The 23,575-nt window shown below is 70.3% G+C and carries 22 protein-coding genes, 1 tRNA gene and 2 pseudogenes; 4 read left to right on the forward strand and 21 right to left on the reverse strand.

All coding sequences use genetic code 11. The features are described from left to right. Positions 1 to 86 precede the first annotated feature (86 nt). Genes ACWEK3_RS02725 through ACWEK3_RS02735 form a run of 3 tightly spaced genes read right to left on the reverse strand, consistent with a single transcriptional unit; the run spans position 87 to position 3,384 of the window. A complete protein-coding gene (locus ACWEK3_RS02725; RefSeq protein WP_453248735.1) occupies positions 87 to 992 on the reverse strand; it encodes a carbohydrate ABC transporter permease in 906 nt (301 codons plus the stop codon). 11 nt (positions 993 to 1,003) lie between these two features. Continuing rightward, positions 1,004 to 2,011 carry a carbohydrate ABC transporter permease gene (locus ACWEK3_RS02730; protein WP_453248778.1) on the reverse strand — a complete coding sequence of 336 codons (1,008 nt, stop codon included), beginning with the start codon at positions 2,009 to 2,011 and terminating at the stop codon, positions 1,004 to 1,006. A gap of 5 nt (positions 2,012 to 2,016) precedes the next feature. Continuing rightward, positions 2,017 to 3,384, reverse strand: a complete 1,368-nt coding sequence (locus ACWEK3_RS02735; protein WP_450538096.1) for an ABC transporter substrate-binding protein — start codon at positions 3,382 to 3,384, stop codon at positions 2,017 to 2,019. Between the two features lie 368 nt (positions 3,385 to 3,752). Here ACWEK3_RS02735 and ACWEK3_RS02740 point away from each other — a divergent pair, with 368 nt between their 5' ends. Further along, entirely contained in the window at positions 3,753 to 4,808 is a 1,056-nt protein-coding gene (locus tag ACWEK3_RS02740; RefSeq protein ID WP_365427385.1) for a LacI family DNA-binding transcriptional regulator, read from the forward strand. Here ACWEK3_RS02740 and ACWEK3_RS02745 read toward each other — a convergent pair. The 6 genes and pseudogenes from ACWEK3_RS02745 to ACWEK3_RS02770 all read right to left on the reverse strand — a co-directional run bounded on the left by ACWEK3_RS02745 (position 4,777) and on the right by ACWEK3_RS02770 (position 8,327). After that, entirely contained in the window at positions 4,777 to 5,241 is a 465-nt protein-coding gene (locus tag ACWEK3_RS02745; RefSeq protein WP_450538097.1) for an ankyrin repeat domain-containing protein, read from the reverse strand. The two genes, ACWEK3_RS02740 and ACWEK3_RS02745, sit on opposite strands and share 32 nt — an antisense overlap. Positions 5,242 to 5,283: 42 nt before the next feature. Beyond that, positions 5,284 to 5,457 (reverse strand): annotated as a pseudogene (locus ACWEK3_RS02750) (CGNR zinc finger domain-containing protein); the annotation flags it as partial. A gap of 61 nt (positions 5,458 to 5,518) precedes the next feature. Beyond that, a tRNA-His gene (locus ACWEK3_RS02755) sits at positions 5,519 to 5,591 on the reverse strand. Between the two features lie 111 nt (positions 5,592 to 5,702). Beyond that, entirely contained in the window at positions 5,703 to 6,311 is a 609-nt protein-coding gene (gene orn / locus ACWEK3_RS02760) for an oligoribonuclease (RefSeq protein WP_361415471.1), read from the reverse strand. A gap of 136 nt (positions 6,312 to 6,447) precedes the next feature. Then, the gene (locus ACWEK3_RS02765) at positions 6,448 to 7,665 is read right to left on the reverse strand and encodes a GlxA family transcriptional regulator (RefSeq protein WP_450538101.1); all 1,218 of its coding nucleotides are present in this window, start codon (positions 7,663 to 7,665) and stop codon (positions 6,448 to 6,450) included. 378 nt (positions 7,666 to 8,043) lie between these two features. Continuing rightward, positions 8,044 to 8,327: pseudogene (locus tag ACWEK3_RS02770) on the reverse strand (hypothetical protein). 511 nt (positions 8,328 to 8,838) lie between these two features. On the opposite strand from ACWEK3_RS02770, the gene ACWEK3_RS02775 reads away from it, so the two are divergent. Both ACWEK3_RS02775 and ACWEK3_RS02780 read left to right on the forward strand, forming a co-directional pair. Further along, the gene (locus ACWEK3_RS02775) at positions 8,839 to 9,366 is read left to right on the forward strand and encodes a universal stress protein (protein WP_361415475.1); all 528 of its coding nucleotides are present in this window, start codon (positions 8,839 to 8,841) and stop codon (positions 9,364 to 9,366) included. A gap of 374 nt (positions 9,367 to 9,740) precedes the next feature. After that, positions 9,741 to 10,307: a GPR1/FUN34/YaaH family transporter gene (locus ACWEK3_RS02780; RefSeq protein ID WP_382616684.1), complete on the forward strand. Its 567-nt coding sequence runs from the start codon at positions 9,741 to 9,743 to the stop codon at positions 10,305 to 10,307. Between the two features lie 194 nt (positions 10,308 to 10,501). Here the strand turns inward: ACWEK3_RS02780 and glmS are convergent, their stop codons facing one another. From glmS to ACWEK3_RS02795, 3 genes are all read right to left on the reverse strand, one after another. After that, positions 10,502 to 12,319: a glutamine--fructose-6-phosphate transaminase (isomerizing) gene (glmS, locus tag ACWEK3_RS02785; protein ID WP_365425032.1), complete on the reverse strand. Its 1,818-nt coding sequence runs from the start codon at positions 12,317 to 12,319 to the stop codon at positions 10,502 to 10,504. 13 nt (positions 12,320 to 12,332) lie between these two features. Next, positions 12,333 to 12,590 carry a hypothetical protein gene (locus tag ACWEK3_RS02790; RefSeq protein ID WP_361415479.1) on the reverse strand — a complete coding sequence of 86 codons (258 nt, stop codon included), beginning with the start codon at positions 12,588 to 12,590 and terminating at the stop codon, positions 12,333 to 12,335. A 112-nt stretch (positions 12,591 to 12,702) separates the two neighbouring features. Next, positions 12,703 to 13,611, reverse strand: a complete 909-nt coding sequence (locus ACWEK3_RS02795) for a DUF4429 domain-containing protein (protein ID WP_453248736.1) — start codon at positions 13,609 to 13,611, stop codon at positions 12,703 to 12,705. A 125-nt stretch (positions 13,612 to 13,736) separates the two neighbouring features. On the opposite strand from ACWEK3_RS02795, the gene ACWEK3_RS02800 reads away from it, so the two are divergent. Beyond that, a complete protein-coding gene (locus ACWEK3_RS02800) occupies positions 13,737 to 15,326 on the forward strand; it encodes a beta-N-acetylhexosaminidase (RefSeq protein ID WP_453248737.1) in 1,590 nt (529 codons plus the stop codon). 76 nt (positions 15,327 to 15,402) lie between these two features. Here the strand turns inward: ACWEK3_RS02800 and ACWEK3_RS02805 are convergent, their stop codons facing one another. The 9 genes from ACWEK3_RS02805 to ACWEK3_RS02845 all read right to left on the reverse strand — a co-directional run bounded on the left by ACWEK3_RS02805 (position 15,403) and on the right by ACWEK3_RS02845 (position 23,572). Then, positions 15,403 to 17,172: an IucA/IucC family protein gene (locus tag ACWEK3_RS02805; protein ID WP_453248738.1), complete on the reverse strand. Its 1,770-nt coding sequence runs from the start codon at positions 17,170 to 17,172 to the stop codon at positions 15,403 to 15,405. Next, positions 17,169 to 17,699 (reverse strand): GNAT family N-acetyltransferase, encoded by a 531-nt coding sequence (locus ACWEK3_RS02810; protein WP_453248739.1) that lies wholly within the window; start codon positions 17,697 to 17,699, stop codon positions 17,169 to 17,171. The genes ACWEK3_RS02805 and ACWEK3_RS02810 overlap by 4 nt, the downstream gene beginning before the upstream one ends. After that, positions 17,696 to 19,015: a lysine N(6)-hydroxylase/L-ornithine N(5)-oxygenase family protein gene (locus ACWEK3_RS02815; protein ID WP_453248740.1), complete on the reverse strand. Its 1,320-nt coding sequence runs from the start codon at positions 19,013 to 19,015 to the stop codon at positions 17,696 to 17,698. Before ACWEK3_RS02815 ends, ACWEK3_RS02810 begins: the two co-directional genes overlap by 4 nt. Then, entirely contained in the window at positions 18,999 to 20,441 is a 1,443-nt protein-coding gene (locus ACWEK3_RS02820) for a pyridoxal phosphate-dependent decarboxylase family protein (RefSeq protein ID WP_450538115.1), read from the reverse strand. The genes ACWEK3_RS02815 and ACWEK3_RS02820 overlap by 17 nt, the downstream gene beginning before the upstream one ends. A gap of 130 nt (positions 20,442 to 20,571) precedes the next feature. Beyond that, a complete protein-coding gene (locus tag ACWEK3_RS02825) occupies positions 20,572 to 21,471 on the reverse strand; it encodes a siderophore-interacting protein (RefSeq protein WP_453248741.1) in 900 nt (299 codons plus the stop codon). A gap of 69 nt (positions 21,472 to 21,540) precedes the next feature. Continuing rightward, complete coding sequence (locus tag ACWEK3_RS02830) at positions 21,541 to 22,590, reverse strand: ABC transporter substrate-binding protein (protein WP_450538119.1); 1,050 nt, start codon at positions 22,588 to 22,590, stop codon at positions 21,541 to 21,543. 171 nt (positions 22,591 to 22,761) lie between these two features. Then, the gene (locus ACWEK3_RS02835) at positions 22,762 to 22,914 is read right to left on the reverse strand and encodes a hypothetical protein (protein ID WP_450538120.1); all 153 of its coding nucleotides are present in this window, start codon (positions 22,912 to 22,914) and stop codon (positions 22,762 to 22,764) included. Between the two features lie 16 nt (positions 22,915 to 22,930). Then, positions 22,931 to 23,269, reverse strand: a complete 339-nt coding sequence (locus tag ACWEK3_RS02840; RefSeq protein ID WP_453248742.1) for a hypothetical protein — start codon at positions 23,267 to 23,269, stop codon at positions 22,931 to 22,933. Positions 23,270 to 23,416: 147 nt separating this feature from the next. Next, positions 23,417 to 23,572 (reverse strand): hypothetical protein, encoded by a 156-nt coding sequence (locus ACWEK3_RS02845; protein WP_450538124.1) that lies wholly within the window; start codon positions 23,570 to 23,572, stop codon positions 23,417 to 23,419. Positions 23,573 to 23,575: the final 3 nt, after the last annotated feature.

Below are 23,575 nucleotides of genomic sequence, written 5' to 3' on the forward strand. Positions count from 1 at the left end.
CCGGGACCACGGTGACCCGGCCCCCGGAAAGGCGGGGGTGTGCGCGGCGGCCGGGCCGCCGCGCGTGAGAGGACGGGCCGCGGGCGTCAGCCCTTGACCGCGCCCTGCATGATGCCGCCCACGATCTGCTTGCCGAAGATCGCGAAGACCAGCAGCAGCGGCAGCGTGCCGAGCAGCGCGCCCGCCATGATCAGGGACTGGTCGGGGGTGTAGCCGCGGCCCAGGCCCGCGAGGGCGACCTGCACGGTCGGGTTCCCGGTCTGGGTCAGCACCAGGAAGGGCCACAGGAAGTCGTTCCAGGTCTGCACGAACATCAGCATCCCCAGCACGGCCATCGCAGGACGCGCCGCCGGGAACACCACGTGCCACACCACGCGCCAGCTGCTCGCGCCGTCCACCCGGGCGGCCTCGATGACCTCGTCCGGCAGCGCCTGGAGCAGGTACTGCCGCATGAAGAACACACCGAACGCGCTGACCAGCGACGGCAGGATCACCGCCTGCAACTGGTCGGTCCAGTCCAGCTTGGCCACCATCATGTACAGCGGGATGATGCTGAGCTGCGGCGGCACCATCATCGTGCCGATCACGATCAGCATCAGTGCGCCCCGGCCCCTGAAGCGCAGCTTGGCGAAGGCGAAGCCGGCGATCGTGGACAGGAACACGACCGTCGCCGCGGAGATACCCGCCACGATCGTGGTGTTGACGAACGCCTTGCCCAGATTGGCGTCCGTCCAGGCGACCTGGAGGTTGTGCATCAGGTTCGAGCCGAACCAGAAGGGCGGCGGGGTCTGCGCCAGCCGGTTGTTGTTCCGGGACGCGGCGATCGCCGTCCACACCAGTGGGAACAGCGACCCGATGGTGAACAGGGCCAGGATCACGTACGCGATCGGGCCGGCGTGCAGTTGTCCGCCCGCGCGGGCGGCCTTGGACCGGCGGGTCCGGCGCGGCCCGGCGGTCGGCGTCTCGGGTTCGGTCAGGGTCGTCGTCGTCACGGCCGGTCTCCTTAACTACTGGCGCGCAGCCGGCGCGAGATGACGTAGTTGACCACGCCGATCACGATCAGGATCAGGAACATCGTCCAGGCGATCGCGGAGGCCCGGCCCAGGTGCTGGTTCACCCAGCCCTGCTCGTACAGGTACAGGCCCAGCGTCTGGAACTGGTGCTCGGCACCGCCGGAGGCGCCCTTGTTGGCGTCGAACAGCAGCGGCTCGCCGAAGACCTGGCTGGCGCCGATGGTCGAGACCACGGCGGTGAACAGGATGGTCGGGCGCAGCTGCGGCAGGGTGACGTGGAAGAACTGCCGGAACCGGTTGGCACCGTCCAGGGCCGCCGACTCGTACAGGTCGTTCGGGATGGCCTGCATCGCCGCGAGGTAGATCAGCGCGTTGTAGCCCGTCCAGCGCCAGATGATGATCGTGGAGACGGCTATCTGGGAGGGCCACTTGTCGTTCTGCCAGTCGACGTGGTCGAAGCCGACCGCGTGCAACACCCAGTTGATCATGCCGTAGTCGCGGCCGAAGAGCAGCACGAAGACCAGGGAGGCGGCGGCGATCGAGGTCGCGTACGGCGCGAGCATCGCGACCCGGTAGAAGGTCGAGGCGCGCAGCCGGTAGTTCAGGATGTGCGCCAGGCCCATCGCCATCAGCAGTTGCGGAACCGTGGAGATGATGCCGATGGTCAGGGTGTTCCGCGCCGCGTTCCAGAAGAACTCGTCGTCGAAGATCCGGGTGTAGTTGCGCAGCCCGGCCCACTCCATGTCGGTCGGCGCCGTCAGCTCCACCGTGTGCAGCGAGGCCCATGCCGTGTAGATCAGCGGGAACAGCCCGAAGGCGACGAACAGCAGGAAGAACGGCGAGACGAACGCGTACGGGCTCCACCGCATGTCCCGCTGCCAGCGGCGGGACAGCCGCGCCCGGCGCCGGTGCTCCGCGTCGGCGGTGTCGGTCTCCACTGGGCGGCCCGGGGCCGCGCCCCCCTCCGGGGGCGCGGCGGTGTCGTGCCGGGTGGCCATACCGGTCACTTCTCCAGGTTGTTGTCGATGGTCTTCGTGGCCGTCTTCCAGGCGTCGGCGGGCGACTTGCCCTTCGTCACGAGGATGACGCCGTTGTCCGTCAGACCCTGCTGGATGATCTGGTCCTTCGCGCCGATCACCTGGACCGGGATGGACTTGGCGGCCTCGGCGAAGATCTTGCCGATGGGCGCGTCACCGGTCATCTCGTTCTTCGCGTCGGTGACCGACGACATGTCGTAGGCGGCCGGCGCGCTCGGGAAGCTGCCCTGGACGGCGAACAGCTTCGCCTGCTGCTCGGGAGCCGTCAGCCAGGCGATGAACTCCGTCGCCTCCTTCACGTGCTTGCCGCTCTTGGGCACGGCCAGGAAGGAACCGCCCCAGTTGCCGCCCTTCGGCGGCACGGCCACGTCCCACTTGCCGGCCGCGTCCGACTTCGACTTGCCCTTGATGTAGCCGAGCATCCACGGCGGGCAGGCCATGGTGGCGAACTTGTTGTTCGCGATCGTCTGGTCCCAGGTCGGCTGGAACTGCGTCTGCGACTGGACCAGCCCCTCCTGGGCGGCCTTGGCCGTCAAGTTGAAGGCGGCCTTGACGGCGGGGTTCGTCTTGTAGATGACGTTGCCGGAGGCGTCGTAGAACTTCTCCTCCTCACTGCTGAGGATCGCGTTGATCAGACCGCCGGGGGAGTCCATGAAGTAGGTGCCCTTGGGTGCCTTCTTCTTGAACGTCTCGCCGGCCGCGACGAACTTGTTCCAGTCGCCCGCCCACAGCTTGCCGACCTCCTCGCGGTCGGTGGGCAGACCGGCCTGCTGGAAGAGGTCCTTGCGGTAGCAGATCGCCATCGGGCCGATATCGGTGCCCAGGCCGATGGTCTGGTCGTCCTTGGTGGTGGCCTGCTGCCACTTCCAGTCCAGCCAGTTGCTCTTGTCCACGCCCGAGGCCTTGGAGAGGTCCTCGAACTTGCCCGCCTGGGTGGCGACGACCTCGGCGATGTTGCCGACTTCGACGGCCTGGACGTCCATCAGGCCGCTGTTGGTGGTCAGGTGGTTGACGAGCGCCGGGTAGTAGTTCTCGTTGCGCTCGACGACGTTTTCCTGAATCTTGATGCCGGGGTGCAGCTTCTCGTACTCGGCGTAGAGGCCGGCCTCCTTGAAGCCCATCGTGCCGAAGAGGCCCATCGTGATCGTGACCTTGGCACCACCGCCGTTGCCACCGCCGTTCGACGAGCCGGACTCGTCTCCGCTGTCGCTGGAGCAGCCGGCCAGCAGCCCGGCGCCCAGCGATGCGGCTGCCGCCAGGACCACCGCCTTGCGGGCGATGGGGGTCCCCCCACTCGAACGAAGTCGAGAATGGGGGAGGAAACGTGCTCGCATTGCGTCCTCCTGTTGCCCTGACGTGCCGACCCCCCGGCCAACTGCATGTTGGGCCCGTTTGTACTCGCTGCGGCTCGGGCGGGGAACGTGCGGGTTGTGTATGTGTCAGGTACTGTGGGAGCGCTCCCACCAGTGATGTGTTGAAGAGTCGCGGGTTCGAGCGGGGGTGTCAAGGGTGTGAGCGAGGACAAATGCGTTCAGTTATCGGCCTGTTAACTAACGCGGGAGGGGGGAGGTCCTCGATCCGGGTATGCGGAGCCGTCCCGTCCCCCGGGGCCCGCCGCGGCGGCACCCGGGCACGGCGTCCGCGCTCGGGAGACTGTTACATTCCAGGCCAAGGCGGTTTCGACGGCGGAAGGGCGGAGCCAATGACAGGCCACGGAGCGCGGGGCCGGAGCGGCGGTCGGCCGACCCTCGAAGAGGTCGCCGCGCGGGCCGGCGTCGGCCGCGGCACCGTCTCGCGGGTGATCAACGGCTCGCCCCGGGTCAGCGACGCCACCCGGGCCGCCGTCGAGGCGGCGGTGGCCGAACTCGGCTACGTCCCCAACACGGCCGCCCGCGCCCTCGCCGCCAACCGCACCGACGCGATCGCCCTCGTCGTGCCCGAGCCGGAGACCCGCTTCTTCGCCGAGCCGTACTTCTCGGACATGCTGCGGGGGGTCGGCGCCGGACTGTCGGACACGGAGATGCAGTTGCTGCTGATCTTCGCCGGCAGCGACCAGAAGCGGCAGCGGCTGGCCCAGTACCTGGCCGCGCACCGGGTGGACGGCGTCCTGCTGGTCTCGGTGCACGCCGACGACCCGCTGCCGGACATGCTGGCCCAGCTGGAGATCCCGGCCGTGATCAGCGGTCCGCGGTCGGCGGGCGAGACCCTGACCTCGGTGGACTCCGACAACTACGGAGGCGCCCGCTCCGCCGTGGAGCACCTGATGGCCCGCGGCCGCCGCACCGTCGCCCACATCACCGGCCACATGGATGTCTACGGTGCCCAGCGCCGCGTCGACGGCTACCGCGAGGCCCTGCGGGACGCGGGCCTGGAGGTGGACGAACTCCTCGTGGCCCAGGGAGACTTCACCGAGGGTGGCGGCCGCCGCGCGATGACGCGCCTGCTGGAGCACCGCCCCGACCTGGACGCCGTCTTCGCCGCCTCCGACGTCACGGCGGCCGGCGCCCGCCAGGTGCTGCGCGAGGCGGGCCGCCGCATCCCCGACGACGTGGCTCTCGTCGGCTACGACGACTCCGCCATCGCCCGCCACATGGATCCGCCCCTGACCAGCGTCCGCCAGCCCATCGAGGAGATGGGCCGCGCGATGATCGACCTCCTGCTGAACGAGATCGCCGACCGCCGGCCGGCGGTCTCCCGGGGGCTGGAGCGGCGGCAGCTCGTGCTGCCTACGGAGCTGATGGTGCGGACGTCGTCGTAGCGGGCCTCGGGTCGCCGCCCCGGGTGGCTCCCGCCGCGACGAGGAGGGCGACGGTCTCGGAATGGGAATCGGCGACCGCCCACTCCAGGGGAGTGCGGCCCGTGCCGTGGTCCTCACGAAGATTCGGATCGGCACCGTGCGCCAGCAGTTCGCGCACGCTCTCGGTGTGCCCCCAGCAGGCGGCCGCGCACAGGGGCGTGCCCTCCGATCCGTGCCCGCTCTCGGCGTCCGGGCACGCCCCGGCCGCGAGGAGCAGCCGGGCCATCTCGACCTGCCCCTGCACGGACGCCACATAGAGCGGGGTGGTGCCCTCCCTGTCCGCTCGCTCCGGATCGGCGCCGGCCCGCAACAGGGCCTCCGCGCGGGCGGTGTCGCCCAGCATGGCCGCCGTGACGAGGTGACCGGAGAGCTTCTTGCGCCGCCGTCGGTTCATGGCTGTCGAGGTTACCGGCCCCGGCGCGCGGTCCTGGGCCGGTCAGGAGGAAGCGGAACCACTGTCGGCCCCCATGTGCTGACGCCTGTAGTGGCGAGCAGCTCGCGCGCGGTTTCCGCATGACGGCTTGCACCACTCCTGCCGCCCGTGGCCCTGGACGAAGTAACGCACGCAGCGGGGCGCGGTGCAGGCGCGCAGACGCTCCCGCTGCGGCCCGCCCGCAACTGGCACGAAAGAGGCCGGTGACCTGTATCAGGTCACCGGCCTCTCGGTGAAGGGTGAGTGACGGGACTCGAACCCGCGGCATCCTGGACCACAACCAGGTGCTCTACCAGCTGAGCTACACCCACCATGACCGGTCAGAGGGATTCTGCGGTTTCCCCGACCGGCCGAGAAGAAGTCTACAGGGTCGGAAGGGGTGCTCGCGCACGGGTTTCGCGGCGCTCCTTCGCGGAGCCCCGCTACGCCTGCTGAGCAGGCAGGACGTGCTTCGCCGCGATCGCCTTGGCGGTGTCGGAGTCGGGACCGGGCTGCGGGACGAAGACGGCCTCGCGGTAGTAGCGCAACTCCGCGATGGACTCGCGGATGTCGGCCAGGGCGCGGTGGTTGCCGTTCTTCTCCGGGCTGTTGAAGTACGCCCGCGGGTACCAGCGCCGGGCCAGCTCCTTGACCGAGGACACGTCCACGATCCGGTAGTGGAGATAGCCCTCCAGCGTCGGCATGTCGCGCAGCAGGAAGCCGCGGTCGGTGCCGACCGAGTTTCCGCACAGCGGGGCCTTGCCGGGCTCCTTGACGTACTCCCGTACGTAGGCCAGGACCTGCTCCTCGGCGTCCTTGAGTGTCGTGCCGCCGGCCAGCTCGGTGAGCAGGCCGGACGCGGTGTGCATCTCACGCACCACCTCCGGCATCGTCTCCAGCGCCGAGTCCGGCGGCCGGATGACGATGTCGACTCCCTCGCCGAGTACGTTCAGCTCGGAGTCGGTGACGAGGGCGGCCACCTCGATGAGCGCGTCGTCGGACAGCGAGAGGCCGGTCATCTCGCAGTCGATCCACACCATGCGATCGTTCATGTGTCTCACCTTACGGCGCCCCGCCGCGACCCGGACCGACCGTGCGGCACCCTTGTCGGACAACGGCAGGCGCGGCCCCGCGCCGGGACGGCCGGGTGGACGGGACCAGAAGGCCCGTCCACCCTGCCGCCGTGGGTCAGGAGCCGCCGCGCTGGCCGGGGACGCTCGCCGACAGGGCCGCCGCGCGGCGCGCCTGGTGGGGCACCTGGCCCTCCGGGTGGAAGGAGGGCAGCGGCGACGCGGGCCCGGCCGGTGCCGCCGCGGAGTGCGGTCCCGGGCCGCCCGGCATGCCGGCCGTCCCCGACACGAGGTCGCCGTCTCCCGGCCGCTCGTTCTGCGGCCGCCGCGCCCGGTAGGCCGCCCGGTACGCCGCCGGGGACGAGCCCAGCTGCCGCCGGAAGTGGCCGCGAAGCGCCACGGGGGAGCGGAAGCCGCAGCGGCCCGCCACCTCGTCGACCGAGTAGTCGGACGTCTCCAGCAGCCGCTGCGCCTGGAGCACCCGCTGGGTGATCAGCCACTGCAGCGGCGCGCTCCCGGTCAGGGAGCGGAAGCGGCGGTCGAACGTACGCCGGCTCATGTACGCCCGCGCCGCCAGCGTCTCCACGTCGAACTGCTCGTGGAGGTGCTCCAGCGCCCAGGCGACGACCTCGGCGAGCGGGTCGGCGCCGATCTCCTCCGGTAAAGAGCGGTCCAGGTAGCGTTCCTGGCCTCCGCTCCGGCGAGGCGGGACCACCAGCCGCCGGGCCAGCGCGCCCGCCGCCTCGTTGCCGTGGTCCGAGCGCACGATGTGCAGGCACAGGTCGATCCCGGCCGCCGTACCCGCCGACGTCAGCACGTCGCCGTCGTCGACGAACAGCTCTCTGGGATCCACGTGCACCGACGGATAGCGCTTGGCCAGCGTCGGCGCGTACATCCAGTGCGTGGTCGCCGGCCGGCCGTCCAGCAGCCCGGCCGCGGCGAGTACGAACGCCCCGGTGCACAGGCCCACGATGCGGGCCCCCTCCTCGTGCGCCCGGCGCAGTGCGTCGAGCGCCTCCTCCGGCGGCGGCGAGGTGATCGAGCGCCAGGCCGGCACGACGACCGTGCCCGCCCGCGAGATCGCCTCCAGGCCGTGCGGTGTGGTGAGTTCCAGGCCCCCTGTGGTCCGCAGCGGGCCTTCCTCGCCGCCGCACACCAGTAGTCGGTAGCGCGGTACGCCGGCGTCCTGGCGGTCAACCCCGAACACCGACAACGGTATGGAACTCTCGAAAATGGGGCCGCCGCTGAACAGCAGCACCGCGACGATCTCCTTGCGGCGTCGCCCGGAAAGCTTCCGGGCCGCGGTTTCCGGCGCGGCAGTGGAGTCGTGGCTCATACTGCTAAGCCCCCCTCGGTGGTCGCGGCTCCTCGGTTGTGTCGCTCCTGCACGTTTCCCCTCGGTCCTGCACGGGTCCCCCGCCGTAAGACAGTCAAGATCGAATCTACTGCGTCCCGCCGTGCCGTGTTGACCAGTTCGTCACCCGGCACATTGTCGACATGGCAACTTGGCGTGAAGCATTCGATCACGAAGCGTTGCACTCGGGGAGCGTGCAGGGAAGTGCGCCTCGTGGTGGTGGCCAATCCACGTAGGGTGCGCGGTGCCACGGAGGCCCTTTCCGTGCAGGTCGAACGGGGGGTGAGGGGTGCTTAGGCCGGAGAATGCACGGATGCGAGAAGTTGGCTGAAAAGCTACGTCCGCGTGCGCAAAAACCGGTCAGCCGACCGGTGTCGTTCCGCCCAGGTGCCGACCGCCCCGGTGCGCCCCGGTCCCCGTTCGTGGTGGCGGCCCCGGTGCGGGGCGCGCTCCTCTGCGCGCAGCCGGGCCGCCTCGCATTCGGAGCGGCGCAGCAGCGCCCGACAGGCCCCGGTGGCGGCCGCGAGGCCCAGGGCGGTGCCGGCGGCGCCGGCGAACGACGTGCCGTACCAGAGCAGGACCACGGGGACGAGTACGCAGCTGAAGACGGCCCAGCGCACCACCTCGCCCGCGGTGTCGCCCACGGCGCCGTCCTCCCCGTCGGCCCCGGCGCGCTGCCCGGTGTCCTGTGCGATGCCCGGTGTGGTGTCCTGTGCGATGCCCGGTGTGGTGTCCTGTGCGAGGCCCGGGTGTCGGTCGGGGACGGTGCGGGGTCCGGACACGGCGTGCTCCCTACGGCGGCGGTTCTCCGGGTTCAACGCCTGTTCGATCGGTCGGTCACTGTGCGGCACCGTGCGGGCTCCAGGCGGCCGCCCGGTACCCCGCGCGACTCCCCGATGGCGCCCCGCCGTTACCGTGATCCCGTCCGTCGCGGAAAGTGAATCCCGTACAAACCGCCTGTACGGGGCACCAACCATTGCGTTACGGGCGTGGCTCGTGCATGCTCCGGTGAACCGCCACGGAGAGTGCGCGGGATCTGGGCTAAGGAGGCGTGCCGCCGTACCCTTGGGGGTATGGGGACGGGAAGACCATTCCCGGACACAGCTTCGCCGCAGACTGTCGTCCCCGACAAAGGATCACATCCCCGAGACAGCCATGGCCGGTCACGAATTCTTCGAACCCGCGGACCGCAAGCGACCGCTCGCCGACCCCACGGCGGCCGATCCCCAGGCGGCAGAAGAGCCACGTCATCCCTGCGATCCGGCGTTCAAGCACGGCGTCGTCGTCGGCTTCGACGGATCCACCTCCAGTGAGCGCGCCCTCGCCTACGCGATCGGCATGGCGCAACGCACCCACTCGGGCCTGATCATCGTGCACGTCGCCAACCGGCTGCCCACCACGGTGTGGGCGGGTTGCGAGCCCCCCGTCTTCGTGGACGTGCCGGACCACCGCACCGAGGTCCTCGGTCTCGAACTCGCCTGCGCGGAGTACCTGGCGGAGGTGCCCTGGATCCTCGTCGAGCGCGGCGGCGACATCTGCCACGAACTCGAAGAGGTGGGCAAGGAGTACGAGGCGGACGCGATCGTCGTGGGCTCCACGCACGGTCTCGTGGGGCGCCTGTTCGGCTCGGTCGCGGGCCGGCTCGCCAAGCGCGCGCAGCGGCCGGTCGTCGTCATCCCCTAGTGCTGCGACCGGAAAGGCTCACCGGCTCGCGACGCCCGGCACGGCACTCCCCCAGCCTTCGGCCGGGGGCACCCCCACGCCGCGTTGTCGCATCACCCGAGTACATCCAGTACGCGGGTAATGCTCCGCCTTGCGATGCTCCCCCACAGCCTGAAAGGCGTGGGAGGTACCCCCAGCACCGGACGCCGCGAGCTTTCCGGCAAACCTTTCCGGTCGCAGCACTAGGCGGTTCCGCCCCGGTCGGGCCGACGTTGGCCAAATCCCCTTCCGGTCATGACTTTCCGCGAAGCTACTCGCACGTAGAGGTGTTTGTGCCCTTGTGAAGGGCATATACCGGTCACCGCACAACTGCGCAGGCATGAAGGGAGCTTGCCGTGGCCAACGACGTCTCTGCGGGAAGCACCACGACCACCATCCTCGGCCGACTCGCCCTCGGTGTCACCCTGCTGGCCTTCGGCCTCGGGTACACCGAAGTCATCAACGGAGTGACGGCGAACGACTCGGTGACACTCGCTCACTATGTGGGCGGCGTCGCGCTGTTCGTCGCCGGACTGCTGGCCTTCCGCGATCGCGACACCGCGACCGGTACGGCCTACTGCGCGCTCGGCGCCCTCTGGTTCACCTGGGCCGTCTCGGCGGGCAACCAGGTCTCCGGCAACGGCGCGGGGCTCTTCCTGCTCCTGTTCGCCCTCGTGGCCCTGACGTTGACGCTCGCCGGCGGCGACGTGCTCGGACAGGGCACCTATGGGCTGTTCTTCGTCTCCCTGGTGCTGCTCGCCATCGCGCGCTTCGCCGACAACGGCGGCCTGGCGAAGGTGGGCGGCTGGTTCGCCGTGGCGGCCGGAGCGGTCGCCTGGTACGCGGCCACGGCGGCGCTCGCCCACTGGCCCACGGAACTTCCGCGACGCGCTGCCGGCCGGGGGGTGACGGCCACCGGTTAGCTGCGCGGGCTGGGGGGTGGGGTGAGTTGCTCCCCGGCGGATGAAGACGGACCCCCGCGTGATGGGTGGCACACGTGGGGGTCCGGTCTGTTTGTTCTGCCTGTGCGGGTGCGTGGGGGCTGGTCGCGCCCCCGCGGCGGAGCCGCATATCGATACAGCCCCGCGCCCCTGGGGCGCCCCTGCGGGGCGATCTGCTATTCCACCGTTACCGACTTGGCCAGGTTGCGGGGCTTGTCGATGTCCCGGCCCAGGGCCAGTGCCGTGTGGTAGGCGAGGAGTTGGAGGGGGATGCCCATGAGGATCGGGTCCAGTTCGTCCTCGTTCTTGGGCACGACGATCGTCTCGTCGGCCTTCTCCTGCTCCTGGTGGGCGACGGCGAGGATCCTGCCGCTGCGGGCCTTGATCTCCTCCATGGCCGCGCGGTTCTTCTCCAGCAGGTCGTCGTCCGGCACGATCGCCACCGTCGGCAGCGCGGGCTCGATCAGGGCCAGCGGGCCGTGCTTGAGCTCGGAGGCCGGGTAGGCCTCGGCGTGGATGTAGGAGACCTCCTTGAGCTTCAGGGAGGCCTCACGGGCCACCGGGTAGCCCCGGACCCGGCCGATGAAGAGCATCGAGCGGGCGTCGGCGTAGTCCTGGGCCAGCCGCTCGATCTCCTCCTCCTGCTTCATGATCTCGGAGATCTGCGCCGGCAGCCTGCGCAGGCCCTCGATGATCCGCTTGCCGTCGCGCACCGACAGGTCGCGGATGCGGCCCAGGTGCAGGGCGAGCAGCGCGAAGGCGACGCAGGTGTTGGTGAAGCACTTGGTGGACACCACGCAGACCTCGGGCCCGGCGTGCACGTAGATGCCGCCGTCCGCCTCGCGGGCGATGGCGGAGCCCACCACGTTGACGACGCCGAGCACCCGCGCGCCCTTGCGCTTGAGCTCCTGCACGGCCGCCAGCACGTCGTACGTCTCACCGGACTGGGAGACCGCGATGTACAGCGTGTCGGGGTCGACCACCGCGTTGCGGTAGCGGAACTCGGAGGCCGGCTCGGCGTCGGCGGGGATGCGGGCCAGCTCCTCGATCATCTGGGCGCCGATCATGCCCGCGTGGTAGGAGGTGCCGCAGCCGAGGATCTTGACCCGGCGCACCGCGCGCGCCTCGCGGGCATCGAGGTTGATGCCGCCGAGGTGCACGGTGGCGAACCGGTCGTCGATCCGGCCGCGCAGCACCCGGTCCACGGCCTCGGCCTGCTCGTGGATCTCCTTGTGCATGTAGGTGTCGTGGCCGCCCATGTCGTAGGAGGCGGCCTCCCACTCCACGGTGGTCGGCTCGGCGGTGGTGCGGGTGCCCTCGGTGGTGTACGTACGGAAGTCGTCGGCCTTGAGGGTGGCCATCTCGCCGTCGTCGAGGGTGACTATCTGCCGGGTGTGGGTGACCAGCGCGGCGATGTCGGAGGCGACGAACATCTCCTTCTCGCCGATGCCGAGCACGACCGGCGAGCCGTTGCGGGCCACCACGATGCGGTCGGTGAAGTCGGCGTGCAGGACGGCGATGCCGTAGGTGCCCTCGACCTGGCGGACGGCGGCGCGGACCTTCTCCTCCAGCGTCTCGGCCTCGGAGCGCGCGATGAGGTGGGTGAGCACCTCGGTGTCGGTCTCGGAGAGGAACTCCACGCCGTCCGCCTGAAGCTTGCGGCGCAGGTCGGAGGCGTTGTCGATGATGCCGTTGTGCACGACGGCGACCTTGTTGTCGGCCGACATGTGCGGGTGGGCGTTCACGTCGGAGGGGGCGCCGTGGGTGGCCCAGCGGGTGTGGGCGATGCCGGTGGTGCCCTTGAAGCGCGCCGGGACCTTGGCCTCCAGGTCGCGGACCCGGCCCTTGGCCTTGACCATCTTCAGGCCGGCCGTCTTCGGCGAGGTGACGGCGATGCCCGCGGAGTCGTAGCCGCGGTACTCCAGACGCTGAAGGCCTTCCAGGAGCAGGGGGGCGACGTCACGCTTGCCGATGTATCCGACGATTCCGCACATGTACAGGTATCCCTCAGCCGTAGACGATCCGGCGCAGCTGCCGGAGGGAGAGTTCCGGCGGTGCCACCGCCCGGTATTTCAGGTCCGCCCCGATCCGTTCGAAGATCTCCGCGTTCACCAGGCCCTGGGCCTGGAGCTCGCGGTGGCGGCGACGGACGAACCCTTCGGTCGTCTCGTCGAAGTAGGCGAGCACGTCCTGGACCACCCGCAGCGCCTCGCCCCGGTTCAGGGGCGTGGACCGCGTCAGGTGATCAACAAGTTCGTCGTGCACCCGGTGGATTCTGGAGTAAGGGACGGGCTTTCGCAAGAAACCTGCCCGATTTCGGGCAGGGGGTGTCGGTGGGATCGTAGGGGCGAGGTGGCGGCGGCGCCCGGAGCGGTTCTCACATGCGTCTGAGGACCGCCTGCTTGGCCAGGGTGAACTCCTCGTCCGTGAGCACTCCCGCGCAGTGCAGTTCGCCCAGCTCGCGCAGCCGCCGCAGCAGGGCGTCGTGGTCCTCGTCGGCCCCTTCCGCGCCCCGGTCGGGGGCCGCGGCCTCCACCGCGGCGGGCCCGCCCGGCACGGTCCCGTCCACAGTCCCGTCCACGGGCGCGGACGGATGCGGCAGCCGGGCCTGCACGGCCGCCGCGACCAGCGCCATCAGCGGGTCCCTCTTGAAACCCCACAGCTCCACGGCGTTCGGGTCGTGCTTGGGCGGGACGTCGGCGGGCGCGCCCCGCGCGGTGAGGCGCAGGAAGCCGTTCTCCAGCCCGGCGGCGGGCAGCCACTCCACCGCGGTGATGTCGGCCAGCGCGAGCGTGCGGGCCCCGTTGGCGGCCTTGGCGTCCTCCGTCTTCCAGTTCCACTCCAGACGCACCCGCTCGCCGTCGAAGCTCGCCGTGCCGTCCCCGGCCGACACCGACAGCGGCAGCGCGGGGCCGGGCAGCAGGTACTCCGTCACCGGGTCCGAGGGCACCTGCTCCAGCCGCAGGGCGTCACGGACCACGTCCACGAAGTACTCGGCGACTCCGTAGCGCTCGGACTCGACCAGCAGCTGATAGGGGTCGTGCGGCTCGGTCAGCCGGCCCGCGGTCGCGTGCAGCAGCGGATCGGCGCCGTCGCGCAACCGCAGCCTGAGCCGCCCGGCCCGCTTGCCCTGCTCGAACGAAACGCCCGCCAGAGCGGCGAGCGGTACGCGGATCTCACCCAGGGTCCGGCGCAGCAGACCGACGTTCTTGTCCCGTCCCGGGGTCAGTCTCAGGGCGTCGTCGTCCAGGACCCACGTGCCGTCGCTCTGGATGATTTCCGTCATGGGGAGATTGTTTCACCGCATCTGCGAGAGAGTGGTCTATACCGTCGGGGCTCATGGAGTCCCCGAGCCGAACGAAGGGAGCGCATGTGAGACGGCACCACAGCACGACTCCCCGCAGAATCCGGATGCCCAGGACGAGCCGGGCCCTGGGCGCGCTGCTGCTCGTGGCGGCCGCCGGAGCCTTCACCGTGGGCGCCGTGCCCGCCGGGAAGGCGGCGCCCGCACCGGCCGCGACACCGCTGGGCCAGGTGGTCCCGGCTCCCGCCTCCGTCCAGGCGGGCGGATCCCCGTACCGCATCACGGCGGGCACCCACATCCGCGTCGACGGCTCCCGTGGGGCACGCCAGGTGGGCGAGTACCTCGCGGACGTCCTGCGGCCCTCCACCGGCTACCGCCTGCCGCTGACCACACAGGGCGACGGCGGCATTCGGCTGCGACTGGCCAAGGGATCGTACGGCGCCGAGGGCTACCGGCTGGACAGCGCGGCGAGCGGGGTGACGATCACGGCCGGGGAGCCGGCCGGCCTCTTCCACGGTGTGCAGACTCTGCGGCAGCTGCTCCCTCCGGCCGTCGAGAAGAAGTCCGTGCAGCCGGGCCCGTGGCTGGTCGCCGGCGGCACCATCCAGGACAGCCCGCGCTACGCCTACCGGGGCGCCATGCTCGACGTCTCCCGGCACTTCTTCACCGTCACGCAGGTCAAGCGCTACATCGACGAACTCGCCCTCTACAAGATCAACAAGCTGCATCTGCACCTGAGCGACGACCAGGGCTGGCGCATCGCCATCGACTCCTGGCCGCGTCTGGCGACCCACGGCGGCTCCACGCAGGTCGGCGGCGGCGCGGGCGGCCACTACACCAAGGCCGACTACAAGGAGATCGTCCGCTACGCCGCCTCCCGCCATCTGGAGGTCGTGCCCGAGATCGACATGCCCGGCCACACCAACGCGGCCCTCTCCTCCTACGCGGAGCTGAACTGCGACGGCGTGGCACCGCCGCTGTACACCGGCACCAACGTCGGGTTCAGCTCGCTGTGCGTGTCCAAGGACATCACGTACGACTTCGTGGACGACGTCATCCGCGAGCTGGCCGCCCTCACCCTCGGCCGCTACCTGCACATCGGCGGCGACGAGGCGCACTCCACGAGCCACGACGACTACGTGAAGTTCATGAACCGGGTGCAGCCGATCGTCGCCAAGTACGGCAAGACGGTGATCGGCTGGCACCAGCTGACCGGCTCCACTCCGGCCAAGGGCGCGCTCGCCCAGTACTGGGGCCTGGACTCCACCAGCGCCGCGGAGAAGGCGCAGGTCGCCCAGGCCGCGCAGAACGGCACCGGGCTGGTCCTGTCCCCGGCCGACCGGGTGTACCTCGACATGAAGTACACCAAGGACACCCCGCTCGGACTGGCCTGGGCCGGCTACGTCGAGGTGCAGCGGTCCTACGACTGGGACCCGGGCAGCTACCTGCCGGGCGCGCCCGCCTCCGCGGTGCGCGGTGTCGAGGCCCCGCTGTGGTCGGAGACCCTGTCCACCTCCGCCCACATCGACGCCATGGCCTTCCCCCGGCTGCCCGGCGTCGCCGAACTCGGCTGGTCGCCCGCGGCCACGCACGACTGGAACACCTACAAGACGCGCCTGGCGGCCCAGGCGCCGCGCTGGGACGCCCTCGGGATCGGGTACTACCGCTCCCCGCAGGTGCCCTGGCCCGCGCAGTAGGAACAGCGGGAGGACAAAGGGCGACGGGCACCCCGGAGGACCGTACTCCGGGGTGCCCGTCCGTCCGTGCCGGGGCTCACCGCCCCGCGAGGGGGTTCCGCAGGGTCCCGACCAGCTGGAGCGCCCCGGAGGGGTCCGCGAGGTCCACCATCTGCCGGTTGTCGCGCAGCTGGAGCCGGTTGAGGCAGGACAGCGCGAACTCGGGGGCGAACAGGTCGTACTGCCGGAACTTCCAGGCGAGTTCGGGCACCGACTTCTGGTACTCGCGGACCGCCTCGGCGACCGTCCGCCAGAAGGCGTCCTCCTCCAGGATCCCCTCGGTGGCGAGGCCCGCGGCCAGGAAGCGGAAGAAGCAGTCGAAGACGTCCGTGAAGAGGGACAGCAGCTTCTTGTCCTCCGGGACCTCCACCCGGATCCGCCGCACCTGGGGCGGCAGGGCGGCGTCCGGGTCCAGCACCGCGATCTCCTCGGCGATGTCCTTGAAGACCGCCCGCCGCACCTCGCCGTCCTCCAGCACCAGGATCACGTTCTCGCCATGCGGCATGAACACCAGGTCGTAGGCGTAGAAGCTGTGCAGCAGAGGAGTGAGGTAGGCGCGCAGATAGCCGCGCAGCCACTGCCTCGGGGACAGCCCGGAGCGTTCGATCAGCGCACCCGCGAAGGACGCGCCCTCGTGGTCCACGTGCAGCAGCGAGGCCATGGTGGCCAGGGACTCGCCGTCCCGCAGCGAGGGCACCGGGCTCTCGCGCCACAGCGCGGCCAGCATCTTCCGGTAGGGCGAGTAGCGGTCCGTCGCCTTCTCGTACTCCAGGTGCCGGTAGCCGACGGCCGCCCGCTCGCGGATGATCGTCAGGCCGGTCGACTTCAGCACCGGGTCGTCGGCGATGAGCTGGGCCAGCCAGTCGTTGATGGCCGGGGTGGCCTCCATGTAGGCGGCCGACAGCCCGCGCATGAAGCCCATGTTGAGCACGGACAGCGCGGTCTTGACGTAGTGCCGGTGCGGGTTCGTGCGGTTGAAGAAGGTCCGGATGGACTGCTGGGCCAGGTACTCGTCGTCACCCTCGCCCAGGCAGACCAGGTGCCGGCGGGCGATCTCGGCGGCGAAGGTGACGGTGAGCTTGTTCCACCACTGCCAGGGGTGGACGGGGATGAGCAGGTAGTCGGCGGGGTCGAGGCCCTGGCCGGTGAGGCGGGCGTGGAAGCGCTCGACGGTCTCCACGCCCAGCTCCTCGCGCAGGAAGGCCTCGTACTCGATGCCGACGCCCGCCGTGAACGCCGCCTGTGAGCGGTGCGCGGCCAGCCACACCAGCCGGACGGGGCTCGCGGTCTCGGGGGCGTACGACAGGTACTCGTGGACCCCGAAGCCGAGCCGCCCGTTGTTGGCGACGAAGCAGGGGTGGCCCTCGGTCATGCCGCTCTCGATGTCCTGGAAGGAGCCCTTCGCCAGCTCGGCCGAGGTGACCTGCGGCTTGGCGAGCTTGTAGCAGGTGCTCGCCAGGGTGGAGGAGATCTCCTCCAGGTAGATCGGGAGGATCTCGTCGCTCAGCCTCAGCGACGCCTTGCACTCGATGAAGAAGTCCAGTGCGGCGAGCGGCAGTTCGGTGCCGTCGCGCCGACGGGTGATCGAGTCCGGGTCCACCTGCCAGTGGTCGAGGGCGCGGCGGACGGCGGTGAAGCGGTAGTGGGTGAGGCCGTCGTCGCTGTGGACGACCCAGTGGCCTCCGTCAGGCCGGGGAGCGAGCAGCCGCTCGTGCGCGAACTCGGCGAGCGCCTTGCGTATGAGCAGGCGGTTGGCGGTCTCCCAGCGCTCCGGGGAGAGATGGGACACGGCGTCGGCGAGGGTCATGCCGTCACCCCCGTGGCCGCGGTGAACTGCTCCCGGGTGCAGAAGCTCAGCAACGCCGTCTTCTCGGGCTTGTCGATCTCGCGTTCCGGCACGAACCCGACGGCCGTGTTCAGCGCCTGCACGGCCTTGTTGCGCACGTCGGGCTCCACCACGACCCGGCGCGTCGCCGGATCCTGGAACAGGTGCCGCATCACGGCGGTGAGCACGGCCCGGGTGAACCCGTGCACGGGCGTGTCGGTCGGCGCGACCAGGAAGTGCATGCCGACGTCGCCGGGTTCCGGCTCGTACAGGCCCACCAGCTCGCGGTGGGCCGGGTCGTACCGCTCCATCAGGAAGGCGGGCTCGCCATCGTGCAGGCCGAGGAAGGCGTCGTGGTGGCGGTCGGCGGCGATCTCCATGTAGGCGCGCTCGACGTCCGTGAGGTTCGCGTCCCGCATCATCCAGAACGCCGCCTTGGGATGGGTGACCCAGCCGTGCAGCAGCTCGGCGTCCTTCAGCGGGTCGAGCGGACGGATCGTGAAGGTCATACGGCGAACTCCTGGAAAGCGATGGTCCGCTCGACCGGGTAGTGCTCGGTGCCGAGCAGCTCGCGGATGATGCAGCTGTTGCGGTACGCGCCCATGCCCAGGTCGGGGCTGGTGACGCTGTGGGTGTGCACGCCGGCGTTCTGGAGGAAGACGCCGCGGCCGGTGACGTCGATGGCGTAGTTGCGGCCGATGTCGTGGTTGCCGTGGGAGTCGTAGCGCAGCCGGTCCCGGACCGGCTTCAGGAACTCCGGTTCGGTGTACCGGTAGCCGGTGGCCAGGACCAGGCCCTCGGAGCGCAGTTCGAAGTCCTTCCCCTGCTCCTCCTGGCGGAAGGTGAGGGTGTACGCGCCGTCGTGGTGGACCGCGCCGGTGAGCGCGGAGTTGGTGAGCAGGCGGGTGGGGACCGGTCCGCCGAGGGTCTTCTGGTAGAGCAGGTCGAAGATCTCGTCGATCAGGGTGCCGTCGATGCCCTTGAACAGGCCCTTCTGCTGCTCGGTGAGGCGGTAGCGGGTCTTCTCCGGCAGCGCGTGGTAGTAGTCGATGTACTCCGGGGAGGTCATCTCCAGCGTGAGCTTGGTGTACTCCAGCGGGAAGAAGCGCGGGGAGCGGGTGACCCAGTTCAGCCGGTAGCCGTGGACGTCGATCTCGCCGAGCAGGTCGTAGTAGATCTCGGCGGCGGACTGGCCGCTGCCGACCAGCGTGATCGACTCCTTGCGCTGGAGAGCCGCCTTGTGCTCCAGGTAGCGGGAGTTGTGCAGGTGGTCGCCGGGCAGGTCGTGGCAGGCCTCGGGGAGGTACGGGGGCGTGCCCGTGCCGACCACCAGCCGGCGGGCGCGGTACGCGGCTCCGGTGTGCGTCCGCACGGAGTACAGCTCGTCGCCCTCGTCGTACGTCACCTCGGTGACCGTCGTGCCGAAGCGGACGCTGCTCAGCCGGGACGCGGCCCAGCGGCAGTAGTCGTCGTACTCGACGCGCAGCGGGTAGAAGTTCTCCCGGATGTAGAACGAGTACAGGCGGCCCTTCTCCTTCAGGTAGTTGAGGAAGGAGAACGGAGAGGTCGGGTCGGCCAGGGTGACCAGGTCCGACATGAACGGGGTCTGGAGGTGGGCGCCGTCGAGGAACATTCCCGAGTGCCACTCGAAGTCGGGCTTGGACTCCAGGAAGACGCCGTTCAGTTCGGCGATCGGCTCGGTGAGGCAGGCCAGGCCGAGGTTGAAGGGGCCCAGGCCGATGCCCACGAAGTCGTAGGCGGTCCGGGGCTGTTCCGGGACCTCGGAAGTCTTGGGGGCTTCGGTCGCTTCAGGACGCGCGGTCAAGGGACTCTCCCAGGTACTGCTCGGCGTGGCCGGCGATCAGGTCGAGGACGGCGCTGAGGTCGTCGGTGGTGGTCTCGGGGTTGAGCAGGGTGAACTTCAGGTAGTGGCGGCCGGCGACCTTGGTGCCCGCGACCGCCGCGGCGCCGGAGGCGAACAGGGCCTTGCGGGCGTAGAGGTTGGCGCGGTCGATCTCGGCCGGGTCGGTGACGGCCGCCGGGATGTAGCGGAAGACCAGGGTGGACAGCGCCGGCTCGACGACGACGTCGAAGCGCGGGTCGGAGGCGAGCAGTTTCCAGCCCGCGGCGGCCAGGTCGCACACCTCGTCGAAGAGCTGTCCCACGCCGTCGGCGCCCATCACGCGCAGGGTCATCCACAGTTTGAGGGCGTCGAAGCGGCGGGTGGTCTGGAGGGACTTGTCGACCTGGTTGGGGATGCGCTCGCTCACCGCGCGACGCGGGTTGAGGTAGTCCGCGTGATAGGTGGCGTGCCGCAGGACCGAGGCGCTCCGGACCAGCACGGCGGAGGAACTCACCGGCTGGAAGAAGGACTTGTGGTAGTCGACGGTGACCGAGTCGGCGCGTTCGATGCCGGTGAGCATCTCGCGCCGGGTGGGGGAGACCAGCAGGCCGCAGCCGTAGGCCGCGTCGACGTGCAGCCAGGTGCCGAACCGCTCGCACAGTTCAGCGATCTCGGGCAGCGGGTCGACGGAGCCGAAGTCGGTGGTGCCGGCGGTGGCGACCACGGCCATCGGGACCAGTCCGTCGCGGCGGCAGCGCTCCAGCTCGTGGGCGAGCGCGAGGGTCTGCATGCGCTGGTCGCGGTCGACCGGGACGCAGACCACGGACTCGGGTCCCAGGCCGAGCAGCCGGGCGGATTTGCGCACACTGAAGTGGCTCGCCTCGGAGGTGAGGATCCGCAGCCCGGAGAGGGCGTCGCTCCCGGTCTCCTCGCGGGCCAGCAGCAGCGCCTGGAGGTTGGACTGGGTTCCGCCGGAGGTGAACACGCCGTCGGCGTCGGGGCCGAGGCCGATGCGGGCGGCCGTCCAGTCGATGAGCTTGCGCTCGATCAGGGTGCCGCCCGCCGACTGGTCCCAGGTGTCGAGGGAGGAGTTGACGGCGGACAGGATGGCCTCGCCGAGCACCGCCGGGATGACGACCGGGCAGTTGAGGTGGGCGAGGTAGCGGGGGTGGTGGAAGTAGACGGCGTCCTGGAGGTAGACCTCCTCCAGCTCGTCGAGGGCCGCCGTGGTGTCGTTCAGCGGCCGGTCGAGGTCGATCCGCTCGATGCGCGGGGCGAGGGCGTCGGCGGTCACGCCCGTGAACGGCCGGTCGGTGGTGGCCAGTCGGGCGGCCACCCGCTCCACTCCTTCTTTCACGGACCGGCGGTAGTGCTCCGCGGTCAGGTCATTGAGCAGGTGTGAGCGCATGTGGGGGGGTCCTCCGGTGGGGTGGGGACGGTCCGTGCGGGACGGGAAAGCGGCACCGTTCGCGCAATCAACTTAGGTTAGCCTAACCTGAGTTGATCTCAACGGGGTGCTACCCGCGTCGTGACCGGTGTCACTCCTGTGCGCGCAGCTGCTCCTCGCTCAGACCGTGCCGCCAGTAGCCCACGAAGGTGACGCGGCGCCGGTCGGTCCCGCGCTCGCCGACGAAGTGCCGGCGCAGCGCCCGGACACACCCGGACTCGCCCGCGAGCCAGACGTACGGCTGTGCACCGTCGGGGAGTTGGGCGTCGCGCAGGGCGTCGAGCGCCATCGGGGACCCCTCCGGGCGGCCCGGCTCGCGCACCAGCCAGGTGACCTCGGCGTCGGCGTCGGTCACCACGTCCTGGATGTCGCCCGCGTGCCCCACCTCCAGCCAGGCGCGCACCCGCGTGGCGGCCGGCAGGGATTCCAGGATCGCGGTCGCCGCGGGCACGGCGGTCTCGTCGCCCCACATCACCACGAGATCGGTGTCCCCGGGCGGGCGGAAGCGGATCGCCCGGTTGTCCGCCACCGCCGGACCGAGCAGCAGGACGCGGTCGCCCGGCGTGGCGCGGGCGGCCCAGCGGGAGGCAGGACCGGCGGGCACCGCGGCGCCGGGCTCCATGCCGTGCAGGGCGAAGTCGATGTCGATCTCGTCGGGCTCGCCGGGTCCGCGGCGCAGGGACCGCAGGGTGTATGAACGCATCACCGCCCGTACGTCGTCGGGGAGTTCGCGCCAGCCCTGCCACCAGCCTCCCCCACTCTCGGCTTCGCTCGAGCGGGGGGACCCCCAGCCGAGTTCGAGCGGCACCACCGGCTCGGACTGGCCCGGGTGCGGCAGGAACAGGGAGAGGGACTGGTCGCGTCCGCCGGAGTGGAACGCGTGCAGGTCGGGCCCGGCGAAGGTGACCCGGACGAGAGACGGGCCGAGCCGCCTCGTCCGTACGACCTGGAGGGAGAAGAAACGGAACGGGGCGGCCACGGCCGTCGTCATGGGAGCTCCTGAGTCATCGTCAGGGTGCTTGTACGTGGGGGGTGGTGCGTGCGCGGGGCGCGAGTCGGGTCAGGCGACCTTCCTCGCCGTCTCGATGGCCTTCGCGAGGTCCTCGAGCAGCGGGGCGCACTTGTCGTAGGACAGGATCGGCTCGGGGTTGCGGGCGATGACCTGCCGCGCCTTGACCGCGGGGAGCTTCTTCCAGGTGCCCTGGGTGATGTCGGAGGGCTGGATGGCCGAGGTGCGGTTGTCCATCATGATGATGTCCGCCGCGTACTTGTTGGCGTTTTCCCAGCTCAGGGACTCGTACCAGCCGCCGCCCTGCTTCTTGGCGCTCTCCGGGGGCTCGACGAAGTTCACGCCGAGGGCCTTGAAGTACTCCAGGTCGATGGAGAGGTTGGTGCCGGAGACGTAGAACAGGTCCTGGCTCGCCGAGCCCGCCAGCACCTTGATGTCCGGCTTCGCCCGGGCAGCGGCGCGCAGCCGGGCGGCCGCGTCCTCGAACCGCTTCCTGGCCTGCTTCACCTTGTCGCCGCTGACATCGGCGCCGAGCGACTTGGCCAGCGCGAGCATGCGCTCCAGCGGCTCCGTCAGCTGCCGGTCGTAGACGGAGACCCCGACGGTGGGGGCGCCGACGGCGAGGATCTTCTTCTTCGACTCCTCCGGGACGTACCAGAGGGTGCCCGCGTCGTCGAACATGGTGGAGACGAGCAGGTCGGGGGCGAGGGACGCGTACTTCTCGATGTTGAACTGGCCCCACTCGTTGCCGAGCACCGTCACCTTGCTGACGTCCATGTCGCCGGCCTGCACATCGGCCTTGCCGTCCTTGGTCGTCGTCGGGCCGAAGACGCCATCGACCCGGACGCCGTAATCGTGCAGCGCGGCGGCGACCCCGACGAAGGCGACGATGCGCGAGGGAGCCTTGTCGGCCTTCACGGTCTGCCCGCGGTCGTCCTTGAAGGACCAGGGGCCGGACGCGCCGGCGGCCGCCTTGCCGCCCGAGCCGCCGCTTTTCGCGTCACCGTCACCGCAGGCCGCGAGCACGGCACCTAGGCCGAGGGCGCCGCCCGCGGCGAGGATGCCGCGGCGGGAGAGATGAGTGGCACGGGCGTTGGGCATGGGTGTGACTGCTTTCGAACGGGGCGGAGCGCCCGCCGGACAAAATCGAAGCTAGGTTAGCCTAGCCTTAGTAATTGTCCAACGGTCGTCCGCCCCGTGCGAAGGCATGGATGCGCGGCCGGGCCGATCGCCTCACGGGGCTCCGGGACGGCCGACTGGGGCGCCGGTGTCTCAGCCGGCGACGCCCTGCTCGCGGGTCAACGCCTCGGCGTCGCTGCGGTGTTGGCCGGACAGCGCGTCGACAGGCGCGCCGGCCCCCTTGCCGGGCTCCGCCTCCCGGCCGCGGACGGTGATGTCCTGCGGTGCCGTGCGTGCTCGCGTCACGCCGTGCGGCATCTGTTCAGCCGATTCCGACTCCCACGAAGAACGGGGCGAGGGTCGCCGTCATGCACACCAGCCAGTACGGGTAGGGCAGCGGGACGGTGAACAGCCTGCGCCGCAGCCAGATGTTGACCAGCGCCCAAATCCCCCCGAAGCCGCCCACCACGGGTACGACGATGACCAGCCAGAGCAGCATCCCGTCGTCCTCGTTGGGGTTCTGGCTGGTCAAGCTCAGCTCGGCCAGCGGGCCGTTGGACAGGACGTACCAGATCAGGAAGACCGGCACGATCGCCGGAATCCCGAGCAGCAGATTGACCGCCACGGGAACGAAGGACTTCCACGGCTGCGCGTTCTTCACGGGGCCTCCGGGCTCAGCTGGCGCGGCTGAGCTTGGTGCAGTTCTCCAGGGCGTTGTACAGACCGATCAACTCCCGGTCGTACTGGGCGCATTGTCACCGGTACCGATGTAGCGGGCGAGCGGCGCCCGGGTGCCGGCCGGCGTCCATCACCATGTTGAAGGCCTCGGGCGTGGAGGCAACGCGGCCTTGTCGAGGTCGGTGTCCAGGTCGTTCTCCGGCGGACTGCCCGGGTCGAAGTCGCCCTGGCCGGCGTCGCGCCCTGGAGCGACGCCGTAGCCCGAGTTCTCGCCGATGGTCCGCATCAC

This window comes from Streptomyces sp. NPDC004721 (assembly GCF_053601495.1).

Bases quoted from the DNA above. Each gene is read 5' to 3' on its own strand.
- ACWEK3_RS02730 (WP_453248778.1), bottom strand. From the start codon at position 2,011: ATGGCCACCCGGCACGACACCGCCGCGCCCCCGGAGGGGGGCGCGGCC.
- ACWEK3_RS02735 (WP_450538096.1), bottom strand. From the start codon at position 3,384: ATGCGAGCACGTTTCCTCCCCCATTCTCGACTTCGTTCGAGTGGGGGG.
- ACWEK3_RS02740 (WP_365427385.1), top strand. From the start codon at position 3,753: ATGACAGGCCACGGAGCGCGGGGCCGGAGCGGCGGTCGGCCGACCCTC.
- ACWEK3_RS02745 (WP_450538097.1), bottom strand. From the start codon at position 5,241: ATGAACCGACGGCGGCGCAAGAAGCTCTCCGGTCACCTCGTCACGGCG.
- orn (WP_361415471.1), bottom strand. From the start codon at position 6,311: ATGAACGATCGCATGGTGTGGATCGACTGCGAGATGACCGGCCTCTCG.
- ACWEK3_RS02765 (WP_450538101.1), bottom strand. From the start codon at position 7,665: ATGAGCCACGACTCCACTGCCGCGCCGGAAACCGCGGCCCGGAAGCTT.
- ACWEK3_RS02775 (WP_361415475.1), top strand. From the start codon at position 8,839: ATGGCCGGTCACGAATTCTTCGAACCCGCGGACCGCAAGCGACCGCTC.
- glmS (WP_365425032.1), bottom strand. From the start codon at position 12,319: ATGTGCGGAATCGTCGGATACATCGGCAAGCGTGACGTCGCCCCCCTG.
- ACWEK3_RS02795 (WP_453248736.1), bottom strand. From the start codon at position 13,611: ATGACGGAAATCATCCAGAGCGACGGCACGTGGGTCCTGGACGACGAC.
- ACWEK3_RS02800 (WP_453248737.1), top strand. From the start codon at position 13,737: ATGCCCAGGACGAGCCGGGCCCTGGGCGCGCTGCTGCTCGTGGCGGCC.
- ACWEK3_RS02805 (WP_453248738.1), bottom strand. From the start codon at position 17,172: ATGACCCTCGCCGACGCCGTGTCCCATCTCTCCCCGGAGCGCTGGGAG.
- ACWEK3_RS02810 (WP_453248739.1), bottom strand. From the start codon at position 17,699: ATGACCTTCACGATCCGTCCGCTCGACCCGCTGAAGGACGCCGAGCTG.
- ACWEK3_RS02820 (WP_450538115.1), bottom strand. From the start codon at position 20,441: ATGCGCTCACACCTGCTCAATGACCTGACCGCGGAGCACTACCGCCGG.
- ACWEK3_RS02825 (WP_453248741.1), bottom strand. From the start codon at position 21,471: ATGACGACGGCCGTGGCCGCCCCGTTCCGTTTCTTCTCCCTCCAGGTC.
- ACWEK3_RS02830 (WP_450538119.1), bottom strand. From the start codon at position 22,590: ATGCCCAACGCCCGTGCCACTCATCTCTCCCGCCGCGGCATCCTCGCC.
- ACWEK3_RS02845 (WP_450538124.1), bottom strand. From the start codon at position 23,572: ATGCGGACCATCGGCGAGAACTCGGGCTACGGCGTCGCTCCAGGGCGC.